Annotated in this window: 14 protein-coding genes; 7 read left to right on the plus strand and 7 right to left on the minus strand. The window is 59.7% G+C overall.

All coding sequences use genetic code 11. From position 1 onward, the window contains the following. Positions 1-322 precede the first annotated feature (322 nt). Positions 323-1,171: a formyltetrahydrofolate deformylase gene (purU, locus tag CKW15_RS13090; protein WP_095057117.1), complete on the plus strand. Its 849-nt coding sequence runs from the start codon at positions 323-325 to the stop codon at positions 1,169-1,171. A gap of 86 nt (positions 1,172-1,257) precedes the next feature. Continuing rightward, entirely contained in the window at positions 1,258-1,434 is a 177-nt protein-coding gene (locus CKW15_RS28480) for a hypothetical protein (RefSeq protein ID WP_177408777.1), read from the plus strand. Between the two features lie 15 nt (positions 1,435-1,449). Here CKW15_RS28480 and CKW15_RS13095 read toward each other — a convergent pair whose 3' ends face one another. The 3 genes from CKW15_RS13095 to CKW15_RS13105 all read right to left on the minus strand — a co-directional run bounded on the left by CKW15_RS13095 (position 1,450) and on the right by CKW15_RS13105 (position 5,372). Further along, complete coding sequence (locus tag CKW15_RS13095; RefSeq protein ID WP_095152176.1) at positions 1,450-2,217, minus strand: DUF2334 domain-containing protein; 768 nt, start codon at positions 2,215-2,217, stop codon at positions 1,450-1,452. Continuing rightward, positions 2,210-3,331: a glycosyltransferase family 1 protein gene (locus CKW15_RS13100; protein WP_095057119.1), complete on the minus strand. Its 1,122-nt coding sequence runs from the start codon at positions 3,329-3,331 to the stop codon at positions 2,210-2,212. The genes CKW15_RS13095 and CKW15_RS13100 overlap by 8 nt, the downstream gene beginning before the upstream one ends. Before the next feature lie 151 nt (positions 3,332-3,482). Beyond that, a complete protein-coding gene (locus CKW15_RS13105; protein ID WP_095057120.1) occupies positions 3,483-5,372 on the minus strand; it encodes a methyl-accepting chemotaxis protein in 1,890 nt (629 codons plus the stop codon). A 188-nt stretch (positions 5,373-5,560) separates the two neighbouring features. Here CKW15_RS13105 and CKW15_RS13110 point away from each other — a divergent pair, with 188 nt between their 5' ends. Continuing rightward, on the plus strand, positions 5,561-7,039 hold the full coding sequence (locus CKW15_RS13110) for a helicase HerA-like domain-containing protein (RefSeq protein WP_095057137.1): 1,479 nt from the start codon (positions 5,561-5,563) through the stop codon (positions 7,037-7,039). A gap of 80 nt (positions 7,040-7,119) precedes the next feature. Here the strand turns inward: CKW15_RS13110 and CKW15_RS13115 are convergent, their stop codons facing one another. After that, the gene (locus tag CKW15_RS13115) at positions 7,120-7,575 is read right to left on the minus strand and encodes a DUF721 domain-containing protein (protein WP_095057121.1); all 456 of its coding nucleotides are present in this window, start codon (positions 7,573-7,575) and stop codon (positions 7,120-7,122) included. A gap of 307 nt (positions 7,576-7,882) precedes the next feature. Here CKW15_RS13115 and secA point away from each other — a divergent pair, with 307 nt between their 5' ends. The 4 genes from secA to CKW15_RS13135 all read left to right on the plus strand — a co-directional run bounded on the left by secA (position 7,883) and on the right by CKW15_RS13135 (position 13,676). After that, positions 7,883-10,618: a preprotein translocase subunit SecA gene (gene secA, locus CKW15_RS13120; RefSeq protein ID WP_095057122.1), complete on the plus strand. Its 2,736-nt coding sequence runs from the start codon at positions 7,883-7,885 to the stop codon at positions 10,616-10,618. A 121-nt stretch (positions 10,619-10,739) separates the two neighbouring features. Further along, positions 10,740-11,957, plus strand: coding sequence for a bifunctional glutamate N-acetyltransferase/amino-acid acetyltransferase ArgJ (argJ, locus tag CKW15_RS13125; protein ID WP_095057123.1), 1,218 nt, complete (start codon positions 10,740-10,742; stop codon positions 11,955-11,957). A 145-nt stretch (positions 11,958-12,102) separates the two neighbouring features. Beyond that, positions 12,103-12,735 (plus strand): glutathione S-transferase family protein, encoded by a 633-nt coding sequence (locus CKW15_RS13130; protein ID WP_095057124.1) that lies wholly within the window; start codon positions 12,103-12,105, stop codon positions 12,733-12,735. Beyond that, complete coding sequence (locus CKW15_RS13135; protein ID WP_095152177.1) at positions 12,732-13,676, plus strand: Nudix family hydrolase; 945 nt, start codon at positions 12,732-12,734, stop codon at positions 13,674-13,676. The genes CKW15_RS13130 and CKW15_RS13135 overlap by 4 nt, the downstream gene beginning before the upstream one ends. A gap of 118 nt (positions 13,677-13,794) precedes the next feature. On the opposite strand, the gene CKW15_RS13140 is transcribed toward CKW15_RS13135, so the two are convergent. From CKW15_RS13140 to CKW15_RS13150, 3 genes are read right to left on the minus strand one after another with little or no spacing between them, the layout of a single operon-like run. Continuing rightward, the gene (locus CKW15_RS13140; RefSeq protein WP_095057126.1) at positions 13,795-14,376 is read right to left on the minus strand and encodes a cob(I)yrinic acid a,c-diamide adenosyltransferase; all 582 of its coding nucleotides are present in this window, start codon (positions 14,374-14,376) and stop codon (positions 13,795-13,797) included. Between the two features lie 2 nt (positions 14,377-14,378). Then, positions 14,379-16,415, minus strand: coding sequence for an ATP-binding protein (locus CKW15_RS13145; protein ID WP_095057138.1), 2,037 nt, complete (start codon positions 16,413-16,415; stop codon positions 14,379-14,381). A gap of 45 nt (positions 16,416-16,460) precedes the next feature. Further along, a complete protein-coding gene (locus CKW15_RS13150; protein WP_095057127.1) occupies positions 16,461-17,378 on the minus strand; it encodes a putative 2-dehydropantoate 2-reductase in 918 nt (305 codons plus the stop codon). Between the last annotated feature and the right edge of the window lie 103 nt (positions 17,379-17,481).

The raw sequence follows: 17,481 nt of genomic DNA on the forward strand, positions 1-17,481 counted from the left end.
GTGTACGCTGGATGGCAGGGTGACAGTGCGGCAATAATAGTCAGGGTGTTTCATCAAGTAAACATTTAAACCAAGTTTATTTACTTTAGTTGTAGGGATTTTTTGCACACGGCTAATGCAATTAATAGTGTCATCCAGCCCTCACACAAAAATACAAAAAATAACAATTGAGAGATGTCACAAGAGCGCCTGCGTGTTTGAGCCAGGGTGATGCTCACCCCATTGCACCTGCCTTCTGGCAGGGCAGGCGTCATCGATACTGCAGTTTTGCTGCGCAATCGTTAGAATGGCGGCCTTTGCGAAGTTCTGGAGTTTCCCCCTCATGCGCACTTTTCGCCTGGTGATTTCTTGCCCGGACCGTGTCGGCATCGTTGCCAAAGTCAGTAACTTTCTGGCATCACACAACGGCTGGATCACTGAAGCGAGCCATCACTCGGACAATCTCAGTGGCTGGTTCTTCATGCGTCACGAAATTCGTGCCGACTCGCTGCCCTTTGGTATCGACGCGTTGCGCGAAGCCTTTGCCCCGATCGCCGAAGAGTTCTCGATGGACTGGCGCATCACGGATACCGAGCAGAAAAAGCGCGTAGTCCTGATGGCCAGCCGCGAGTCGCACTGCCTGGCGGACTTGCTGCACCGCTGGCACAGCGATGAACTGGACTGCGAAATTTCCTGTGTGATTTCCAACCATGATGACTTGCGCAGCATGGTGGAGTGGCACGGTATTCCGTACTACCACGTCCCGGTCAATCCGCAGGACAAACAACCGGCATTCGCCGAAGTATCGCGCCTGGTCAAACAGCACGATGCCGAAGTCGTGGTACTTGCCCGTTACATGCAGATTCTGCCGCCGGAGTTGTGCCGCGAGTACGCACACAAAGTCATCAACATTCACCACAGCTTCCTGCCGTCGTTCGTTGGCGCCAAGCCGTACCACCAGGCATCGATGCGTGGTGTGAAGCTGATCGGCGCGACCTGCCATTATGTGACCGAAGAGCTGGATGCCGGCCCGATCATTGAGCAGGACGTGGTACGCGTCAGCCACAGCGACAGCATTGAAGACATGGTGCGTTTCGGTCGTGACGTCGAGAAGATGGTGCTGGCCCGCGGCCTGCGTTATCACCTGGAAGACCGGGTGCTGGTGCATGGCAATAAAACCGTGGTGTTCTGATAGCCGCACGACACGGTTGATATTCGAAGGGCCTGGGCGTTCAATCGCTTCAGGCCCTTCGCCGTTTCTGCACTGAGGACTTGACCATGGCCGATCCACTGGATAAAGCCACTTCACAGGCACCTGCCACCTTGGGTGAGGGCTGTTTGAGTCGCTATGACCCGGATGACATGGGCCCTGAAACCGGAACGGACTTTCCTGACGCCGCGCAGTTGTGGGAAGAGCTGTACAAGCCTAACGCCGATAAATCCAAGCCTGCCTGAGACTCATCAACGTTTTCAACCGATGCGGTCGAGTTGCAGCGTCAACCAATGGCTCTTGGTCATCGGCAAGCGCCCCTGCCCAAGCAGGCGTTCAAGGGTGTTCAGCCAGTAACGCCGCGAGAAGTCATGGCGCATGTCCACCGGGTGCACGCCAAGGCGAATCACCGGGGCCTGTCGCCAGCGTTGTTCGCACAGGTCGCTGACGAGTTTGGAAACGCCGCGCCGCCAGGCACTTCGGGCGCTCCAGACCAGTCCTGGGGCATCGATGGCGGTGAAGTCCGGCAGGCGGTAAAGATGCTGCGGACCACTGGTGTAGCTCAAGGGCAATTGGCGCAAGGCCTGCCGGGTGCCATCGCTCATCAGCCAGGCCGGGGCGACGAAACCCTGCAACGGCCAGTCATTGCGGCGGAACAAGTCGATGCCCGAGTGCAGGCGGGCGAGGGCGGCTTCGCGGGACAGCTGATAAAACTCGCCTTCGTGGGTATAGATCCGGCGCATGAACCAGTCCCGGGGAGTGCTTGCCCTCGGCCCGTCATCGCAATGGAAGTAACCGTGCAGTACCAATTCATCCCCGCAGGCGACCCTGGCACTGAGAAAACGGCGAAAGTCCGGGTGGGCGTCGAGATCGTTGTGCTTGTGAAAGTTCGGCACCACCAGCCAGGTCATTGGCACACCACCCAACGCATCGACGGCTTCGACGAAGGGTTGATAGTCCGCCCAGGTTGGCGGGGCGACGTCATGCACCACCAATAGCAAACCTGAGCCGCTCATGGACTCAACCATTGGCCGTCTGCGGCCATTGAGCACCGAGCACGGCGTGGTAGTGCCCCAACAGGCTGTTGACCACCGAATCCCAGGCGTAAAACCGTTCGACGTGTTTTCGCGCCAGTCTGCCCAGCGCGACGCTGTCCGAATTGAACAGCTCCCGAACGGCGTTGGCCATCGCCAGGGGATTGTTCGGCGCGCACAGCAAGCCACCTTCCTCGGTAACAAGCTCCTCAAAGGCACCGGCCGCTACCGCCACTACCGGAATACCGCACGCCATCGCTTCGAGGATCACCAGACCGAAGGTTTCCTGGTCACCGGCGTGCAGCAACGCATCGGCACTGGCCATCAGGCGGGCGACTTGCGCGGCGCAGCAGAACTGATCGATCACGGTGACGTTGGGCGGCACTGCGCCGGGCATCGACGAGCCGACCAACAGCAGGTGAAAGCGCCGGCCCAGGCGTTTCATGCAGTCGAGCAGCACCGGCAGATTCTTTTCCTTGGAGCCACGACCGGCAAAAATCAGCAGATGGGTGTTTTCATCGATCCCCAATGCAGCCCGCAACCCAGGATCTCTGGCACCCGGATTGAACGTCTGCAGATCGACGCCCAGAGGCTGTACAAAAACATTCCTGACCCCCAGACCGGTCAGTTTGTTGGCCATGACCCGGCTCGGCGCCAGGACCCGGTCGAAGTTGCCGTAGAGTTTGCTGACATAAGCCTCGACATTGTTGGTCACCCAGTTGCCCATGCGGTTGCTGACCAGCAGCGGCAGGTCGGAATGATAGAAACCGATGACAGGTACATCGAGTTGACGCCGGGCATCCAGCGCCGCCCAGGCCGTGAGGTAGGGGTCGCCGACTTCGATCAGATCGGGCTGTAAATCCTGTAGGACATTGCGCCAAGGTGCGAGACGAAGAGGGAATCGATAACCCTTGCCGAAGGGCAGGGCGGGAGCAGGAACCTTGAAGATGCCGTCGTGTTCGCTGAAGGAGGATCCGGGGATCAGCAAACTGTGGCGAATGCCCGGCTTGATGCCCAGGCGACGATGCTTGGCATCCAGATAAGTGCGAACGCCACCGCTGGCAGGGGCGTAGAACATGGTTATGTCAGCGATATGCACGATGAACATCCCTCCGGTCCTGTACTCCCTTGGTTGACCTTTATGAAGGATAGTTGTTCGGTTGGGAGTTGGCGGGAGGGGGGCGCTCCTACAGTAGATCTCCTGTGCGATGGAGATCCCTGTAGGAGCGAGCTTGCTCGCGATGGGGCCAGATCAGACGCTAGATACGGAAACTACCTACCAATTGCTTCAGGCGCGCTGCCTGCTGTTCAAGATCCGAACACGCACGCAACGTCGATTGCAGGTTTTCCACGCCTTCCTGGTTCAGGGTATTGATCTCGGTGATGTCGACGTTGATCGACTCCACCACGGCGGTCTGTTCCTCGGTCGCGGTGGCCACCGACTGGTTCATGCCGTCGATTTCACCGATACGCAGTGTCACGCTGTTGAGGCGCTCACCCGCCAGATTGGCGATTTCCACACTGTCCTGGCTGTGGCGCTGACTGTCGCTCATGGTGCTGACCGATTCCCGGGCCCCGACTTGCAGCTCCTCGATCATGGCTTGCACCTGTTGCGCCGATTCCTGGGTGCGGTGCGCCAGATTGCGAACTTCGTCAGCCACGACGGCAAAACCACGCCCGGCTTCACCGGCGCGCGCGGCTTCAATCGCGGCGTTGAGCGCCAACAGGTTGGTTTGCTGGGAAATGCTGGTGATGACCTCGAGAATCTGCCCGATATTCACGGTTTTGCTGTTCAGCGATTCGATGTTGCTGCTCGACGCGCTGAGCATGCTCGACAGTTGATTCATCGCGGCAATGCTGCGATCGACCACTTGCTGGCCGTCTTCGGCGAGGCTGCGGGCGTCGCTGGCCTGGGTCGAGGCCTGCGCGGCGTTGCGGGCGATTTCCTGGGCGGCGGCGCCGAGCTGGTTGATGGCGGCGGCCACGCTGCTGGTGCGCGAAGCTTGCTGGTCAGAATTGAACATCGAGGAATTGGAAGCGGCGACCACACGCAACGCCACTTCGTTGACCTGGCCGGTAGCGGAAGACACTTCGCGGATCGAGCCGTGAATACGTTCCACGAAACGGTTGAACGCAGTGCCGAGGGTGCCGAATTCGTCGTTGTTCTGAATGGTCAGGCGCTTGGTCAGGTCGCCTTCGCCGTCGGCGATGTCGGCCATGGCGCGGGTCATGACGTGCAGCGGCTGGATCAGGATGCGGATCAACATGCTCAGCAGAGCGATGATGATCGCCACGGCAATCACCGTCGCAACCACCGCTGAGGTGCGGAATTCGCTGAGCATCGAGAAGGCTTTTTCCTTGTCGACCGACAGACCGATGTACCAGTTGACCGAAGGCAGGCCCTTGATCGGGGTGAAGGAGACGATGCGGGTCTTGCCGTCGACATCGACTTCACTGAAGCCGCTGCCGATACGCGGAGTGTCTTTTGGAAACGCCTCGCTCAGGGACTTCATCACCAGGGTTTTGTCCGGGTGAACCAGGATCTTGCCATCGGCGCTGATCAGAAATGCGTAACCCATGCCATCGAAGTCGCGGGCGCTGAGGGTGTCGATCAGCGTTTGCAGGCTCAGGTCGCCACCCACCACACCAACGCTTTGTCCGGACTTCTTCGAGGCAGCGGCCATGGAGATGATCAACTGGCCGGTCGCTGCATCGATGTACGGTTCGGTCAGGGTTGGCGTGCTGCTGTTTTCGGCACCTTTGTACCAGGGACGAACGCGCGGGTCGAAACCGTCAGGCATCTTTGCATCAGGACGAATAGTGAAGTGCCCGGTGGCGTCGCCCAGGTAGGACGCCATGAAAGTCGACGTCAGGGCTTTCTGCTCAAGCAGGTTGGCGACGTTGGATTGTTCCGGATTGATGGCAATATTTTGCGAAAGGTTTTCGATCAGCAAAATACGACCGGCCAGCCAGGTCTGAATATTGTTGGCGGTGACGTCGCCCATTTCGTTGAGGTAGTTGTCCAGGTCTTCGCGAATCGCGTTGCGCTGCAAATAGTCGTTGTACAGCGTGAACGAGGCGAAAGCGGCAATAACAACGAGCGCGGCGGCAAGCAGGATTTTATGGCTGAAACGCAGATTTTTATTCATGGCTTGGGTTTCCGCTAAGGTCTTAATGTCCAACGCGTGCTTTTATAAAGGGACGCACTGTGGGCAAAGTTGAAAGCAACTGATATTTCCGCCTCTCCTTTGGGAAATTTCCGATCAGATCGTGTCTGATTGCTTTGTCGTAATCTCTATCGGCCGTGTAGGACTAAAGATTAACCATGGGTGACCAAATGCCTGACTCATTGCAACTCGTAATCGGCGCCGATCTCACGGGGCAACCGATCGCCCAGGCCTTTCGACTGGCAAACCGCCACGGATTGATCGCGGGCGCAACCGGTACCGGTAAAACCGTGACCTTGCAGCGCATGGCCGAAGCCTTCAGCGATGCCGGTGTGGCCGTGTTCGCCGCCGACATCAAGGGTGACCTGTGCGGTTTGGGCGCCGCCGGCAACCCCCAGGGCAAGATCGCCGAGCGGATTGCCGGGATGCCCTGGCTGAACCACAAGCCTCAGGCGTATCCGGTGACCTTGTGGGACATTCATGGTCAGTCCGGTCATCCATTGCGCACTACCTTGAGTGAAATGGGGCCGTTGCTCTTGGGAAGTCTGCTGGAGCTGACCGACAGTCAGCAGTCTGCGCTGTATGCCGCGTTCAAGGTGGCGGACCGCGAAGGCCTGTTGCTGCTGGATCTGAAAGATCTGAAGGCGTTGCTTAACCACCTCAAGGACAACCCGGCACTGCTGGGGGATGACGCGGCACTGATGACCACGGGCTCCAGTCAGGCGCTGTTACGCCGGCTGGCCACCCTTGAGCAACAGGGCGCCGAAGCGTTGTTCGGTGAACCGGCGCTGCAACTGGAGGACATTCTGCAACCGGGCGCTGATGGGCGCGGGCGCATTCACTTGCTCGATGCCAGCCGCCTGGTGCATGAAGCGCCGAAGGTCTACGCGACATTCCTGTTGTGGCTGTTGGCCGAACTGTTCGAACAACTGCCCGAGCGCGGCGATGCCGACAAACCGCTGCTGGCGCTGTTTTTCGACGAAGCGCACTTGTTGTTCAACGGCACTCCGCAGGCATTGCGCGATCGCCTGGAGCAGGTTGTACGACTGATTCGTTCGAAAGGCGTGGGCGTGTACTTCGTCACTCAGTCTCCGGGGGATTTGCCGGACGACGTGCTGGCGCAGCTGGGCTTGCGTGTGCAACACGGTTTGCGCGCCTTCACCGCCAAGGAGCAGAAATCCCTGCGGGCGGTCGCCGAGGGTTTCCGGCCGAACCCGGCGTTCGATACCTTGTCGGTGCTGACCGAGCTGGGCATCGGCGAGGCGCTGGTCGGCACGCTTCAAGAGAAAGGTACGCCGGAAATGGTCCAGCGGGTGCTGGTGGCGCCACCGCAATCGCGGATCGGGCCATTGACCGAAACCGAGCGCACGATGTTGATCGCCGGCTCACCGTTCAAAGGGCGTTATGACAAACCGATCGATCGCGAATCAGCCTACGAAGTGCTGGTGGGACGCAAGGGACTGGCACCTGAGCCCGAAGCGGAGCAGGGCAAGCAGGAACCGAGTTTCACCGAACAGGCCGGAGAGTTTCTCGGCACGGCGGCAGGGAAGGCGTTGAAATCGGCGATGCAACAGGCCGCGAACCAGATTGGCCGACAGTTGGTGCGGGGTTTGATGGGCTCGTTGCTGGGCAGCAAAAAACGCCGCTGAACGCAAAAGATCGCAGCCTTCGGGGTACTCGCAATCCCAATGCAGGAGCTGCCGAAGGCTGCGATTTTTTGATCTTGTCTTTAATCTTTGGATTTGGCGTGCGCCGCCAATCGCTCCAGCGCCGCCCGCAAATTCGGATCGCTGATGCCATCGGCCGTGGCCTGAATGGTCGCTGCCGCGTCGTTGGACAAATCCATGGTATGCCCGGTCGCACCTTGTTGAACGGTCGGCGGCTGAACTTTGAACAGAATCCGGGTCAGATTGGCGAACTCATCGAACATCTGCAATTGCCGTTGCAGGCGTTTTTGCTGGTAGCGCAAGCGAGTCGCCCAATGCCCATCGGTGACAATCAGCAACAAACTGCCTTCGCGCCACGAAGCCACATGGCAATGCTCGCGAGCGGCGGGTTGCAATTGGCTTTCGAGCAGACGCTGGAGATGGCCCAGGCGCTGAGCGTGGCCAAGAATGGCTTTCAGCGGTTTGGCTTCGCGTAGTAGAACGGCAGGTACTTTGGCCGTAAGTGGGCGAAATGCCATGATCAGACACCTGAGGTAACAGAGACGTCATGGTAGCAGAAAGCGCCGGATGAACTCGCCCATTGCTTTTGTGTACGCTTTACCCATTAAATCAACGACTAACTTGTTCCTTGAACGGGTTGAAATTAAGCAAAACGCCCTTATTTTAAGTGAGCCCCGTCAAAGCGCAGTGCCAGCATCGTGGAATAACGCCACTTTCCTCACCACCGTTTCCGGGTAGAATGCTCGTTCGCATGCGGCCATGAGGGCTGCACGGGCGACTCACGGGGCCGCCCTCCATCCCTTTAGTGTGGAAGATCCTGCCGATATGTTTGCGCCTTTGTTAAAGAAACTTTTTGGAAGCAAGAACGAGCGTGAAGTCAAACGCATGCTCAAGACGGTGCAACTCGTCAATGCCTTCGAAGAGCAAATGGTGGCCCTTTCGGACGATCAATTGCGTGCCAAGACAGACGAGTTCAAGGCCCGCATCGCCAAAGGGGAAACCCTCGACAAACTGCTGCCAGAAGCCTTTGCGGTTGCCCGTGAAGCCGGTAAGCGTGTCATGGGCATGCGTCACTTCGACGTCCAGCTGATCGGCGGCATGACCTTGCATGAAGGCATGATCGCGGAAATGCGTACCGGTGAAGGCAAGACCCTGGTGGCAACACTGGGCGTTTACCTCAACGCGCTGTCCGGCAAGGGCGTGCACGTAGTGACGGTGAACGACTACCTGGCCCGTCGTGACGCCAACTGGATGCGTCCGTTGTACGAATTCCTCGGCCTGACGGTCGGCGTGGTCACGCCGTTCCAGCCGCCGGAAGAGAAACGCGCCGCCTACGCCTCCGACATCACCTACGGCACCAACAACGAATTCGGTTTCGATTACCTGCGCGACAACATGGCGTTCAGCATGGAAGAAAAATTCCAGCGCGAACTCAATTTTGCCGTGATCGACGAAGTCGACTCCATCCTCATCGACGAAGCCCGTACTCCGCTGATCATCTCCGGTCAGGCCGAGGACAGCTCCAAGCTGTACATCGAGATCAACAAACTGATCCCGCAGCTGGAACTGCACGTCGAGGAAGTCGAAGGCGAAGTCACCAAAGCCGGCCACTACACCGTTGACGAGAAGACCCGTCAGGTCGAGCTCAACGAAGCCGGTCACCAGTTCGTCGAAGAAACATTGACCCGCATCGGCCTGCTGGCTGAAGGCGAGAGCCTGTACTCGGCGCACAACCTGAGCCTGCTGACTCACGTCTACGCCGGTCTGCGTGCGCACAAGCTGTTCCATCGCAACGTCGAATACATCGTGCAGGACGGTCAGGTTGTCCTGGTCGACGAACACACCGGTCGTACCATGCCGGGCCGTCGTTTGTCCGAGGGCCTGCACCAGGCCATCGAAGCCAAGGAAAACCTGAACATCCAGGCCGAGAGCCAGACCCTGGCTTCAACCACGTTCCAGAACTACTTCCGTCTGTACAACAAACTGTCCGGCATGACCGGTACGGCCGACACCGAAGCGTTCGAGTTCCACCAGATCTATGGCCTGCAGGTCATGGTCATCCCGCCGAACAAGCCGTTGGCCCGTAAGGACTACAACGACCTGGTATTCCTGACCGCCGACGAGAAATACGCGGCAATCGTGGCGGACATCAAGGAAAGCATGGCCGCTGGCCGTCCGGTGCTGGTGGGTACTGCGACCATCGAAACCTCCGAGCACATGTCCAGCCTGCTCGTGAAGGAAGGCATCGAACACAAGGTTCTGAACGCCAAGTTCCACGAAAAAGAAGCCGAAATCATCGCCCAGGCCGGTCGCCCAGGCGCACTGACCATCGCCACCAACATGGCCGGTCGTGGTACCGACATCCTGTTGGGCGGTAACTGGGAAGTGGAAGTCGCTTCGCTGGAAGATCCGACCCCTGAGCAGATTGCCCAGATCAAGGCCGACTGGCAGAAGCGTCACCAGCAAGTGCTCGAATCGGGTGGTTTGCAGGTGATTGCCTCCGAGCGTCACGAATCACGCCGTATCGACAACCAGCTGCGTGGTCGTGCCGGTCGTCAGGGCGACGCCGGTTCCAGCCGCTTCTACCTGTCCCTGGAAGACAGCCTGATGCGCATCTTTGCCTCTGACCGGGTGAAGAACTTCATGAAAGCCCTGGGCATGCAGCCTGGCGAAGCGATCGAGCACCGCATGGTGACCAACGCCATCGAAAAGGCTCAGCGCAAGGTTGAAGGTCGCAACTTCGACATTCGTAAGCAACTGCTCGAGTTTGACGACGTCAACAACGAACAGCGTAAAGTGATCTATCACATGCGTAACACGTTGCTGGCCGCCGACAACATCGGTGAAACCATCGCCGACTTCCGTCAGGACGTGCTCAACGCCACCGTCAGCGCGCACATTCCTCCGCAATCGCTGCCTGAGCAGTGGGATGTGGTCGGTCTGGAAGCCGCGTTGCAGAGCGACTTCGGCGTTTCGCTGCCGATCCAGCAATGGCTCGACGAAGACGATCACCTGTACGAAGAAACCCTGCGCGAAAAACTGATGCAGGAACTGATTGCAGCGTACAACGAGAAAGAAGACCAGGCGGGTGCCGAAGCGCTGCGCTCCTTCGAGAAGCAAATCGTTCTGCGTGTGCTGGACGACCTGTGGAAAGACCACCTGTCGACCATGGATCACCTGCGCCACGGTATCCACTTGCGTGGCTACGCCCAGAAGAACCCGAAGCAGGAATACAAGCGCGAGTCGTTCACGCTGTTCTCCGAGCTGCTGGATTCGATCAAGCGCGACTCGATCCGTGTGCTGTCCCACGTTCAGGTTCGCCGCGAAGATCCGATCGAAGAAGAACAGCGCCTGCGCGAGGAAGCCGAAGCTTTGGCGGCCCGCATGCAGTTCCTGCATGAAGAAGCCCCAGGTCTGGAGCAACCGGAAGTGTTGGGCGAAGAGATCGATGTGGCCCTGGCCGCCGCTCCGGTTCGCGCTGAACACAAGCTGGGTCGCAACGAGCTGTGCTACTGCGGTTCGGGCAAGAAGTTCAAGCATTGCCACGGGCAGATCCAGTAAAACCCGTTTCAACCGCTGAAATACCCGCGCCGCGACCGGCTTCTGCCGTCGCGGCGTTTTGCCATTCAAATCACCGTTCATCCTGAAACGGTGCTGACATCATTTAGTTAGGAGCGCATTCATGGCTGTTGGTCTTGGTCCTTTGCCAACGTTGCACCCGGTTGCCGGATTTGAACTCGGTATCGCTTCGGCCGGCATCAAGCGCCCGGGGCGCAAGGATGTCGTGGTCATGCGCTGCGCCGAAGGCTCCACGGTGGCTGGCGTCTTCACCCTGAACGCCTTTTGCGCCGCGCCGGTGATCCTGGCCAAGCAGCGTGTGCAAGGCCCGGTGCGCTACCTGCTGACCAACACCGGCAATGCCAACGCCGGCACCGGCGAGCCAGGCCTGGCCGCGGCCGAGCGCACTTGCGCGAAACTGGCCGAGTTGACCGGCGTCGATGCCAGCCTGGTGCTGCCGTACTCCACCGGTGTGATCGGCGAGCCACTGCCGGTCGAAAAAATCGAAGGCGCACTGCAAGCGGCCCTCGATGACCTGTCGGTCAATAACTGGGAAGCGGCGGCCACCGGCATCATGACCACCGACACTTTGCCGAAGGGCGCCAGCCGCCAGTTCCAGCATGACGGCGTGACCATCACCGTCACCGGCATCAGCAAAGGCGCGGGCATGATCCGTCCGAACATGGCGACCATGCTCGGCTACATCGCCACCGACGCCAAAGTCGCTCGCGACGTGCTGCAAAACCTGATGCTGGACGGCGCCAACAAGTCGTTCAACCGCATCACCATCGATGGCGACACCTCGACCAACGACTGCTGCATGCTGATCGCCACCGGTCAGGCTGCACTGCCGGAAATCACCCGTGCCGAAGGCGAGCTGTTCGCCAAACTCAAGCAAGCAGTGTTTGAAGTGTGCATGGACGTGGCTCAGGCCATCGTGCGTGACGGCGAAGGCGCGACCAAGTTCGTGACTGTCGAAGTCAACGGCGGCGGCAATCACCAGGAATGCCTGGACGTCGGTTACACCGTGGCCCACTCGCCGCTGATCAAGACTGCGTTGTTCGCGTCCGACCCAAACTGGGGCCGTATCCTGGCGGCTGTCGGCCGTGCCGGTGTACCGAACCTGGACGTGAGCAAGATCGACGTATTCCTCGGTGAAGTGTGCATCGCCAGCCGTGGTGCGCGTGCTGCGACCTATACCGAAGCCCAGGGCTCGGCGGTCATGCAGCGGGAAGAGATCACCATCCGTATCGAGCTGGGCCGCGGCGATTGCAGCGAAACCATCTGGACTACGGACCTGTCCCACGAATACGTGAAGATCAACGCCGAGTACCGTACTTAAGATCGCGTCGATCCCATCGCTAGCAGGCTAGCTCCCACATTGGATTTGTGTACACCCGAACCACTGTAGGAGCGAGCCTGCTCGCGATGACGGTTTACCGGTCAGCCACTAAACTGGCTTGTCCCTAAATCTAAAGGTCCCGAACATGAGCCTGCACCTGATCATCGGCGACAAACTGCTTTCTTCCTGGTCCCTGCGCGGCGCCCTGGCTCTGGATTTGACCGGTGCTGCCTACACCGAAGAACTGATCAAGCTGAACCAGCCGGACACCCGCGAGCGTCTGCTCAAGCATTCGCCGACCGGTAAAGTCCCGCTGCTGAAAACCGAACACGGCACCGTCGCCGATTCCCTGGCCATTGCTGAGTACCTGGCAGAACAATTTCCGGATTCCGGCCTGTGGCCAAAAGACACCGGCGCCCGTGCCCAGGCGCGTTCGGCGTGCGCGCAAATGCATGCCGGTTTCTTTGCCATGCGCGGCAACATGCCGTTCAACCTGAGCCACGATGCGCCGCTCTCGCCGCTTCCGGCTGATGTGCAGGCGGACATCGAGCGCATCTCTGCGTTGTGGGCTGAATGCCGTGCCGCCTCAACCGAGACCGGGCCCTACCTGTTTGGCCGTATCAGTCTGGCTGACGCGTTTTTCGCCCCGATTGCCGTGCGCCTGCGCACCTACCAGGTGAAACTGTCCCCGATTGACGAAGCCTACGTCGAAACCCTCTACCAATGGCCCGCCTTCAAGGCCTGGCAGAAGGCTGGACTGGAGGAGTTGCAAAGGTGAAACGAGTCCATGTCGCCGCCGCCGTCATCCGTGATGGCAGCGGCAATATCCTGATTGCCCGACGTGCCGATTCCCAGCACCAGGGCGGCCTGTGGGAGTTTCCCGGTGGCAAGGTCGAGGCCGACGAGTCGGTTGAAGCCGCGCTCTCCCGTGAGCTCCATGAAGAGTTGGGGATTGTGGTCGGCGCGGCTCGCCCGTTGATCAAGGTCCGTCATGACTATCCGGACAAACAGGTGTTGCTGGATGTCTGGGAAGTGTCGACGTTCACCGGTGAGCCCCACGGCGCCGAAGGTCAACCGCTGGCCTGGGTGTCTGCGCGTGATCTGTCGAGTTATGAGTTCCCGGCGGCCAATCAGCCGATTGTGGCGGCTGCCCGGTTGTCTTCGCAGTACCTGATTACCCCGGAAGACCTGGAAACCCCGGCCCTGCTGCGCGGTATTCAGAAAGCCGTTGCCGGCGGCATCAAGCTGATCCAGTTGCGGGCGCCGAACGGTTACGATCCGCAGTATCGCGATCTGGCGGTGGATGCCGTGGGCCTGTGCGCCGGCAAGGCACAGTTGATGATCAAGGGACCGTTCGAGTGGCTGGGCGATTTCCCGTCAGCTGGCTGGCACATTACCTCGGCTCAATTGCGCAAATACGCAGCGGCCGGTCGACCCTTGCCAGCTTCGCGCTGGTTGGCGGCATCCTGCCATAACGCTGAAGAGCTGGCGCTGGCTGAACAGATGGGCGTGGATTTCGTCACCTTGTCGCCCGTGCAGCCAACCCTGACTCACCCTGATGCGCAGCCGTTGGGCTGGGAGCAGGCGTCGAGCCTGATCGATGGATTCAGCAAACCGGTGTTCCTGCTCGGTGGCGTGGGTCCGGCAGAGTTGCAAAAAGCCTGGGCGGCGGGAGCCCAAGGTGTGGCGGGGATTCGGGCGTTTTGGCCTGATTCTTGATTTTCCAGTGATGCAGATGGCCTCATCGCTAGCAGGCTAGCTCCCACAGGTTTTGTTTGCACCAACAAATCCACGGTGGGAGCTAGCCTGCTAGCGATGAGGGCCTTACAAACGCCGACTAGACCCCAGGCTTCTGCGCAGGCTGCCAAAGAATCTCGGCAATCCCTTGGCGCTTGGCAATCAGCCGCGCCACGACAAACAACAAATCCGACAGCCGATTGATGTACGCCAGGCCAACCCCGGCCAACGGCTCGATCGCATTCAATTGCTGGCATCTTCGCTCGGCACTGCGGGCAAGGCTGCGGCAGACATGGGCTTGGGCAATCAGCGCCGAGCCTCCCGGCAAGATGAAATTCTCAAGCGGCCCCAGCTCTTCGTTCCATACATCGATCGCCGCTTCCAGACGCTCGATTTCCGCTGCGTTCAGCGCTTGATAAACCGGCATCGCCAGCTCGCCACCCAGATCGAACAATCGGTGCTGACAAGGTGCCAACACCTCTATCACTTCGTGCAAACCTGGACATGTGCCTGTTTCTGCCGCCAATCCGGCCAGCAGCACGCCGACCTGACTGTTGAGTGTGTCGACCTCGCCAATCGCCTCGATCCGTGGGTGATCCTTGGGCACACGGCGGCCGTCGCCCAAACCGGTTTCACCTTTGTCGCCGGTGCGGGTGTAAATCTTCGACAGGCGAAAGCCCATGGTTACCTCGATAGCTGATTGAGTTCTTGAGAAACAAGCGGGGTGCTTGCCAGCGGCAGGCGCAAGGTGAAACAAGTGCCTTGGCCAGGGGTCGATTGCACTTCCATCTGACCCTTGTGGTTGTTGGTGATGATGAAATACGACACCGACAGGCCAAGGCCGGTGCCCTGACCGATTTCCTTGGTGGTGAAGAATGGCTCGAAAGTGCGTTTGCGCACGCTTTCGCTCATGCCGATGCCGTTGTCCTCGACCTGGATTTCCGCCCACGGCGGATTGAGCTTGGTGCGCAGAATAATGCGCCCCGGCTCGTGGTCGTCTTCGCGCTGGTGAATGGCTTGCGCGGCGTTTTTCAGCAGGTTGAGCAGAACTTGCTCGAGTTCGTTGGCCGTGCCGGGAACCGGACCCAGCGCCGGGTCGAACTGACGGATGATCGCCTGACCCTTGAAGTCGAAGCCGATGGCCAGGTCAAAATCGTTGCCGGCAATTTCCACCGCCTGATCAATCAGCGCCGGCAAATCGCACGGGGCCATTTGCCGGGTGCTGCGCCGGCTGAAACTGAGCATGTGGGTAACGATTTTCGCCGCCCTGGCACCGGCCTGCTGAATACCGTCGAGCAACTGCGGCACTTCGCGGATTTGCAGGTACTGGTTGACCGTCGACAGTTCGATGCCGGCTTGCTCGGCCACTTCGATGTTCTTCGGCAGTTCGGCTGACAGGCGTCGACGAATGTTTTGCACGTTGTGCAGGATCGCGCCCAGCGGGTTGTTGATCTCATGGGCCATGCCCGCGGCGAGGCCACCGACCGAGAGCATTTTCTCCGACTGCACCATCATTTCTTCCAGGGACAGGCGCTGGGTGATGTCATCGATCCGGATCACCACGCCACGCCCCGCGCCGCCCATGAGCGGATAGAACGTCAAGGCATAGTGCCGGGGCTCCTCGTCTTTGAGCCAGGTGACCCGTTCGATCTTGGCCACGGTGTGTTGCTCAACGGTTTGCTTGAGCTGCGGCAAAAACGGCTTGAGCGGTTCGAAGGCCAGGAAGATCGGCTGGTTCAAGGCTTCGTCCAGCCGCGTGCCGGACAGGGCGCTGGCTTCCTGATTCCACTGCGTCACATAAAGCTGTTCGTCGAGTGCAATCAATGCCGACGGCATGGAGTCGATGATGCTGTTGAGGTAATTCTGGAAACCGGTGAGCTTCTTTTCGATCTTGCTGCGCACCTGGACTTCGAGTTCCAGCTTGCGGTTGGTATGCCGGGTTTCTTCGGCCAAGCCCTGGGCCTGGTCGTAGGCCGCCTGTGAGTCGTCCCGCGCCCGTTTAAGTTGCTGCTCCCGGGCTTCGATACGCGAAAGCATGGTGTTGAAAGCTTCGGCGAGGCTGCCGATTTCGTCGTGGTTACCGCGGGAGGCGCGCAGGGCGTAGTTCTCTTCACGGGTCACTTGCCGGGACAGTTCTTCGAGCTGATGGATCGGCCGGGTGATCAGGCGCTTGATCTGGCGGGCGATCACCAGCCACAGCAGCACGCTGAAGATCAGGATGCCGAGGCTGGCGGTCAGGGTCCCGGTGTAGAAGGCGACGGGCAGTTCGCTGCTGGCGACCAGCAACAAATGCCCGGGCGCGGTGCCGGGGCGGGACAGGGTGATGATTTGATTGCTGCGAAATTCGGTGGCCTGCCAGGCTTCGATGTGCCGGTAGCGTTTCGGCAGCTCCAGTACTTCGCCATGCTGCAATTGCGCGAGCTGTTCGCCCTTGCCGTCATAGAGGGCGGCCGCGCGCAGCGGGGCATAGGCATTGAGTTCATTGAGCAGGCGCTCGGCACTCTGCTTCGACTCCAGCGCCTCGGACACCAGGCTCGGGTTGGAAATCAGGCGGCCGATCGTCTGCAAGGCCTGAGGCGCCATGCTTTCCTGAGAGATGTAATACGCGGCGCTGATAAAAGTCAGGTTGGCCACCAGCAGGACGGTGGTCAACAGCACCAGCAGAGCGGCCAGGAGTTTCTGGCCGACAGGCAGGTTTTCAAGACGCTGGCGCAATGGCATCAGGTTCATCGCTGAAAAGGAACAAGTGGCCAGCGTAGCCGCTGCTCAGTCGCTGGGCAATCCAAGGCTGTGCAGATGGGTGATCAGCCGTTGTTGCAGCTGAGTCAAGTGAGGCAGATTCAGCTGATGACGCTCCGCGACTTTGCAGGCGTAACCCAACAGGTAACTGATTTCAGTGCGTCGCAGGCTCGCAACGTCCTGGTGCATCGAGGAGAAATTGGCAGCGGTTGCGTGAATCACTCGTTCGACTTCCTGCTGCAGGTTCTCGGCGGCTGCCGGCTGGCCGCAACGCTCAAGCAGCTCCGTCAGTTCGCCGCACAGTGTGGCGACTTCGCAGTGATGGTTCTGCAAGCCGCCATTGCGGCAATCGTGCAGCACCGTCAGCGGATTGATCGCGCAGTTGAGCGCGAGTTTTCTCCACAGCCTCGTCAGAATCTCCGTGCTCCACTCATGGGGGATGCCGGCGGCGTCCAGGTCTTCCAGCCAGATGGGCGCGACCGGGTGGCTGGCATCCCCGAGCCAGGTGAAGCCATGGCCCGCAAACACCACCCGCCAGTCGCCGTCGCGAAAGGCACCCTCGGTACTGGATGCATAAATGCAGCGCGCCTGTGGAACCTGCGTGGCGACGGCGTCCTGGCTGCCCAAACCGTTTTGCAGCAGGATCAACTCGGCTCCGGGCGCCAGGCGCGGCGCCAGGCGCGCTACCGCCGCTTGGGCGTCGTAAGCTTTGCAGGCCACCAACAGACGGTGGATCGGCTCGCTGCTGTCGGGTGTTTCGGCGGCGACTGCATAGCATTGTGCAACGCCATGCTCCACCAGCGTCAGTCCGCCAGCGGCCTCGTAGGCCTGCAATCGCGCAGCGTCACGCAGAATCAGCCTGACCGGCGCACCGGCCCGTGCCAGACGTGTCGCCCATAAGGTGCCGAGGCTGCCGGCGCCCAGAACATGCCAAGTGGTGGACATCAACTTTTTGCTCTGTTTGAAGCGCGCATCGGAGGCTCGCAGTGAATGATGGGAAAGACCCGTTATAATCAGCGCGGATTTTAACCGCAAGCCACGCGTGCTT

Origin of the sequence: Pseudomonas sp. Irchel s3b5 (genome assembly GCF_900187435.1) — a bacterium.
Classification (GTDB): domain Bacteria; phylum Pseudomonadota; class Gammaproteobacteria; order Pseudomonadales; family Pseudomonadaceae; genus Aquipseudomonas.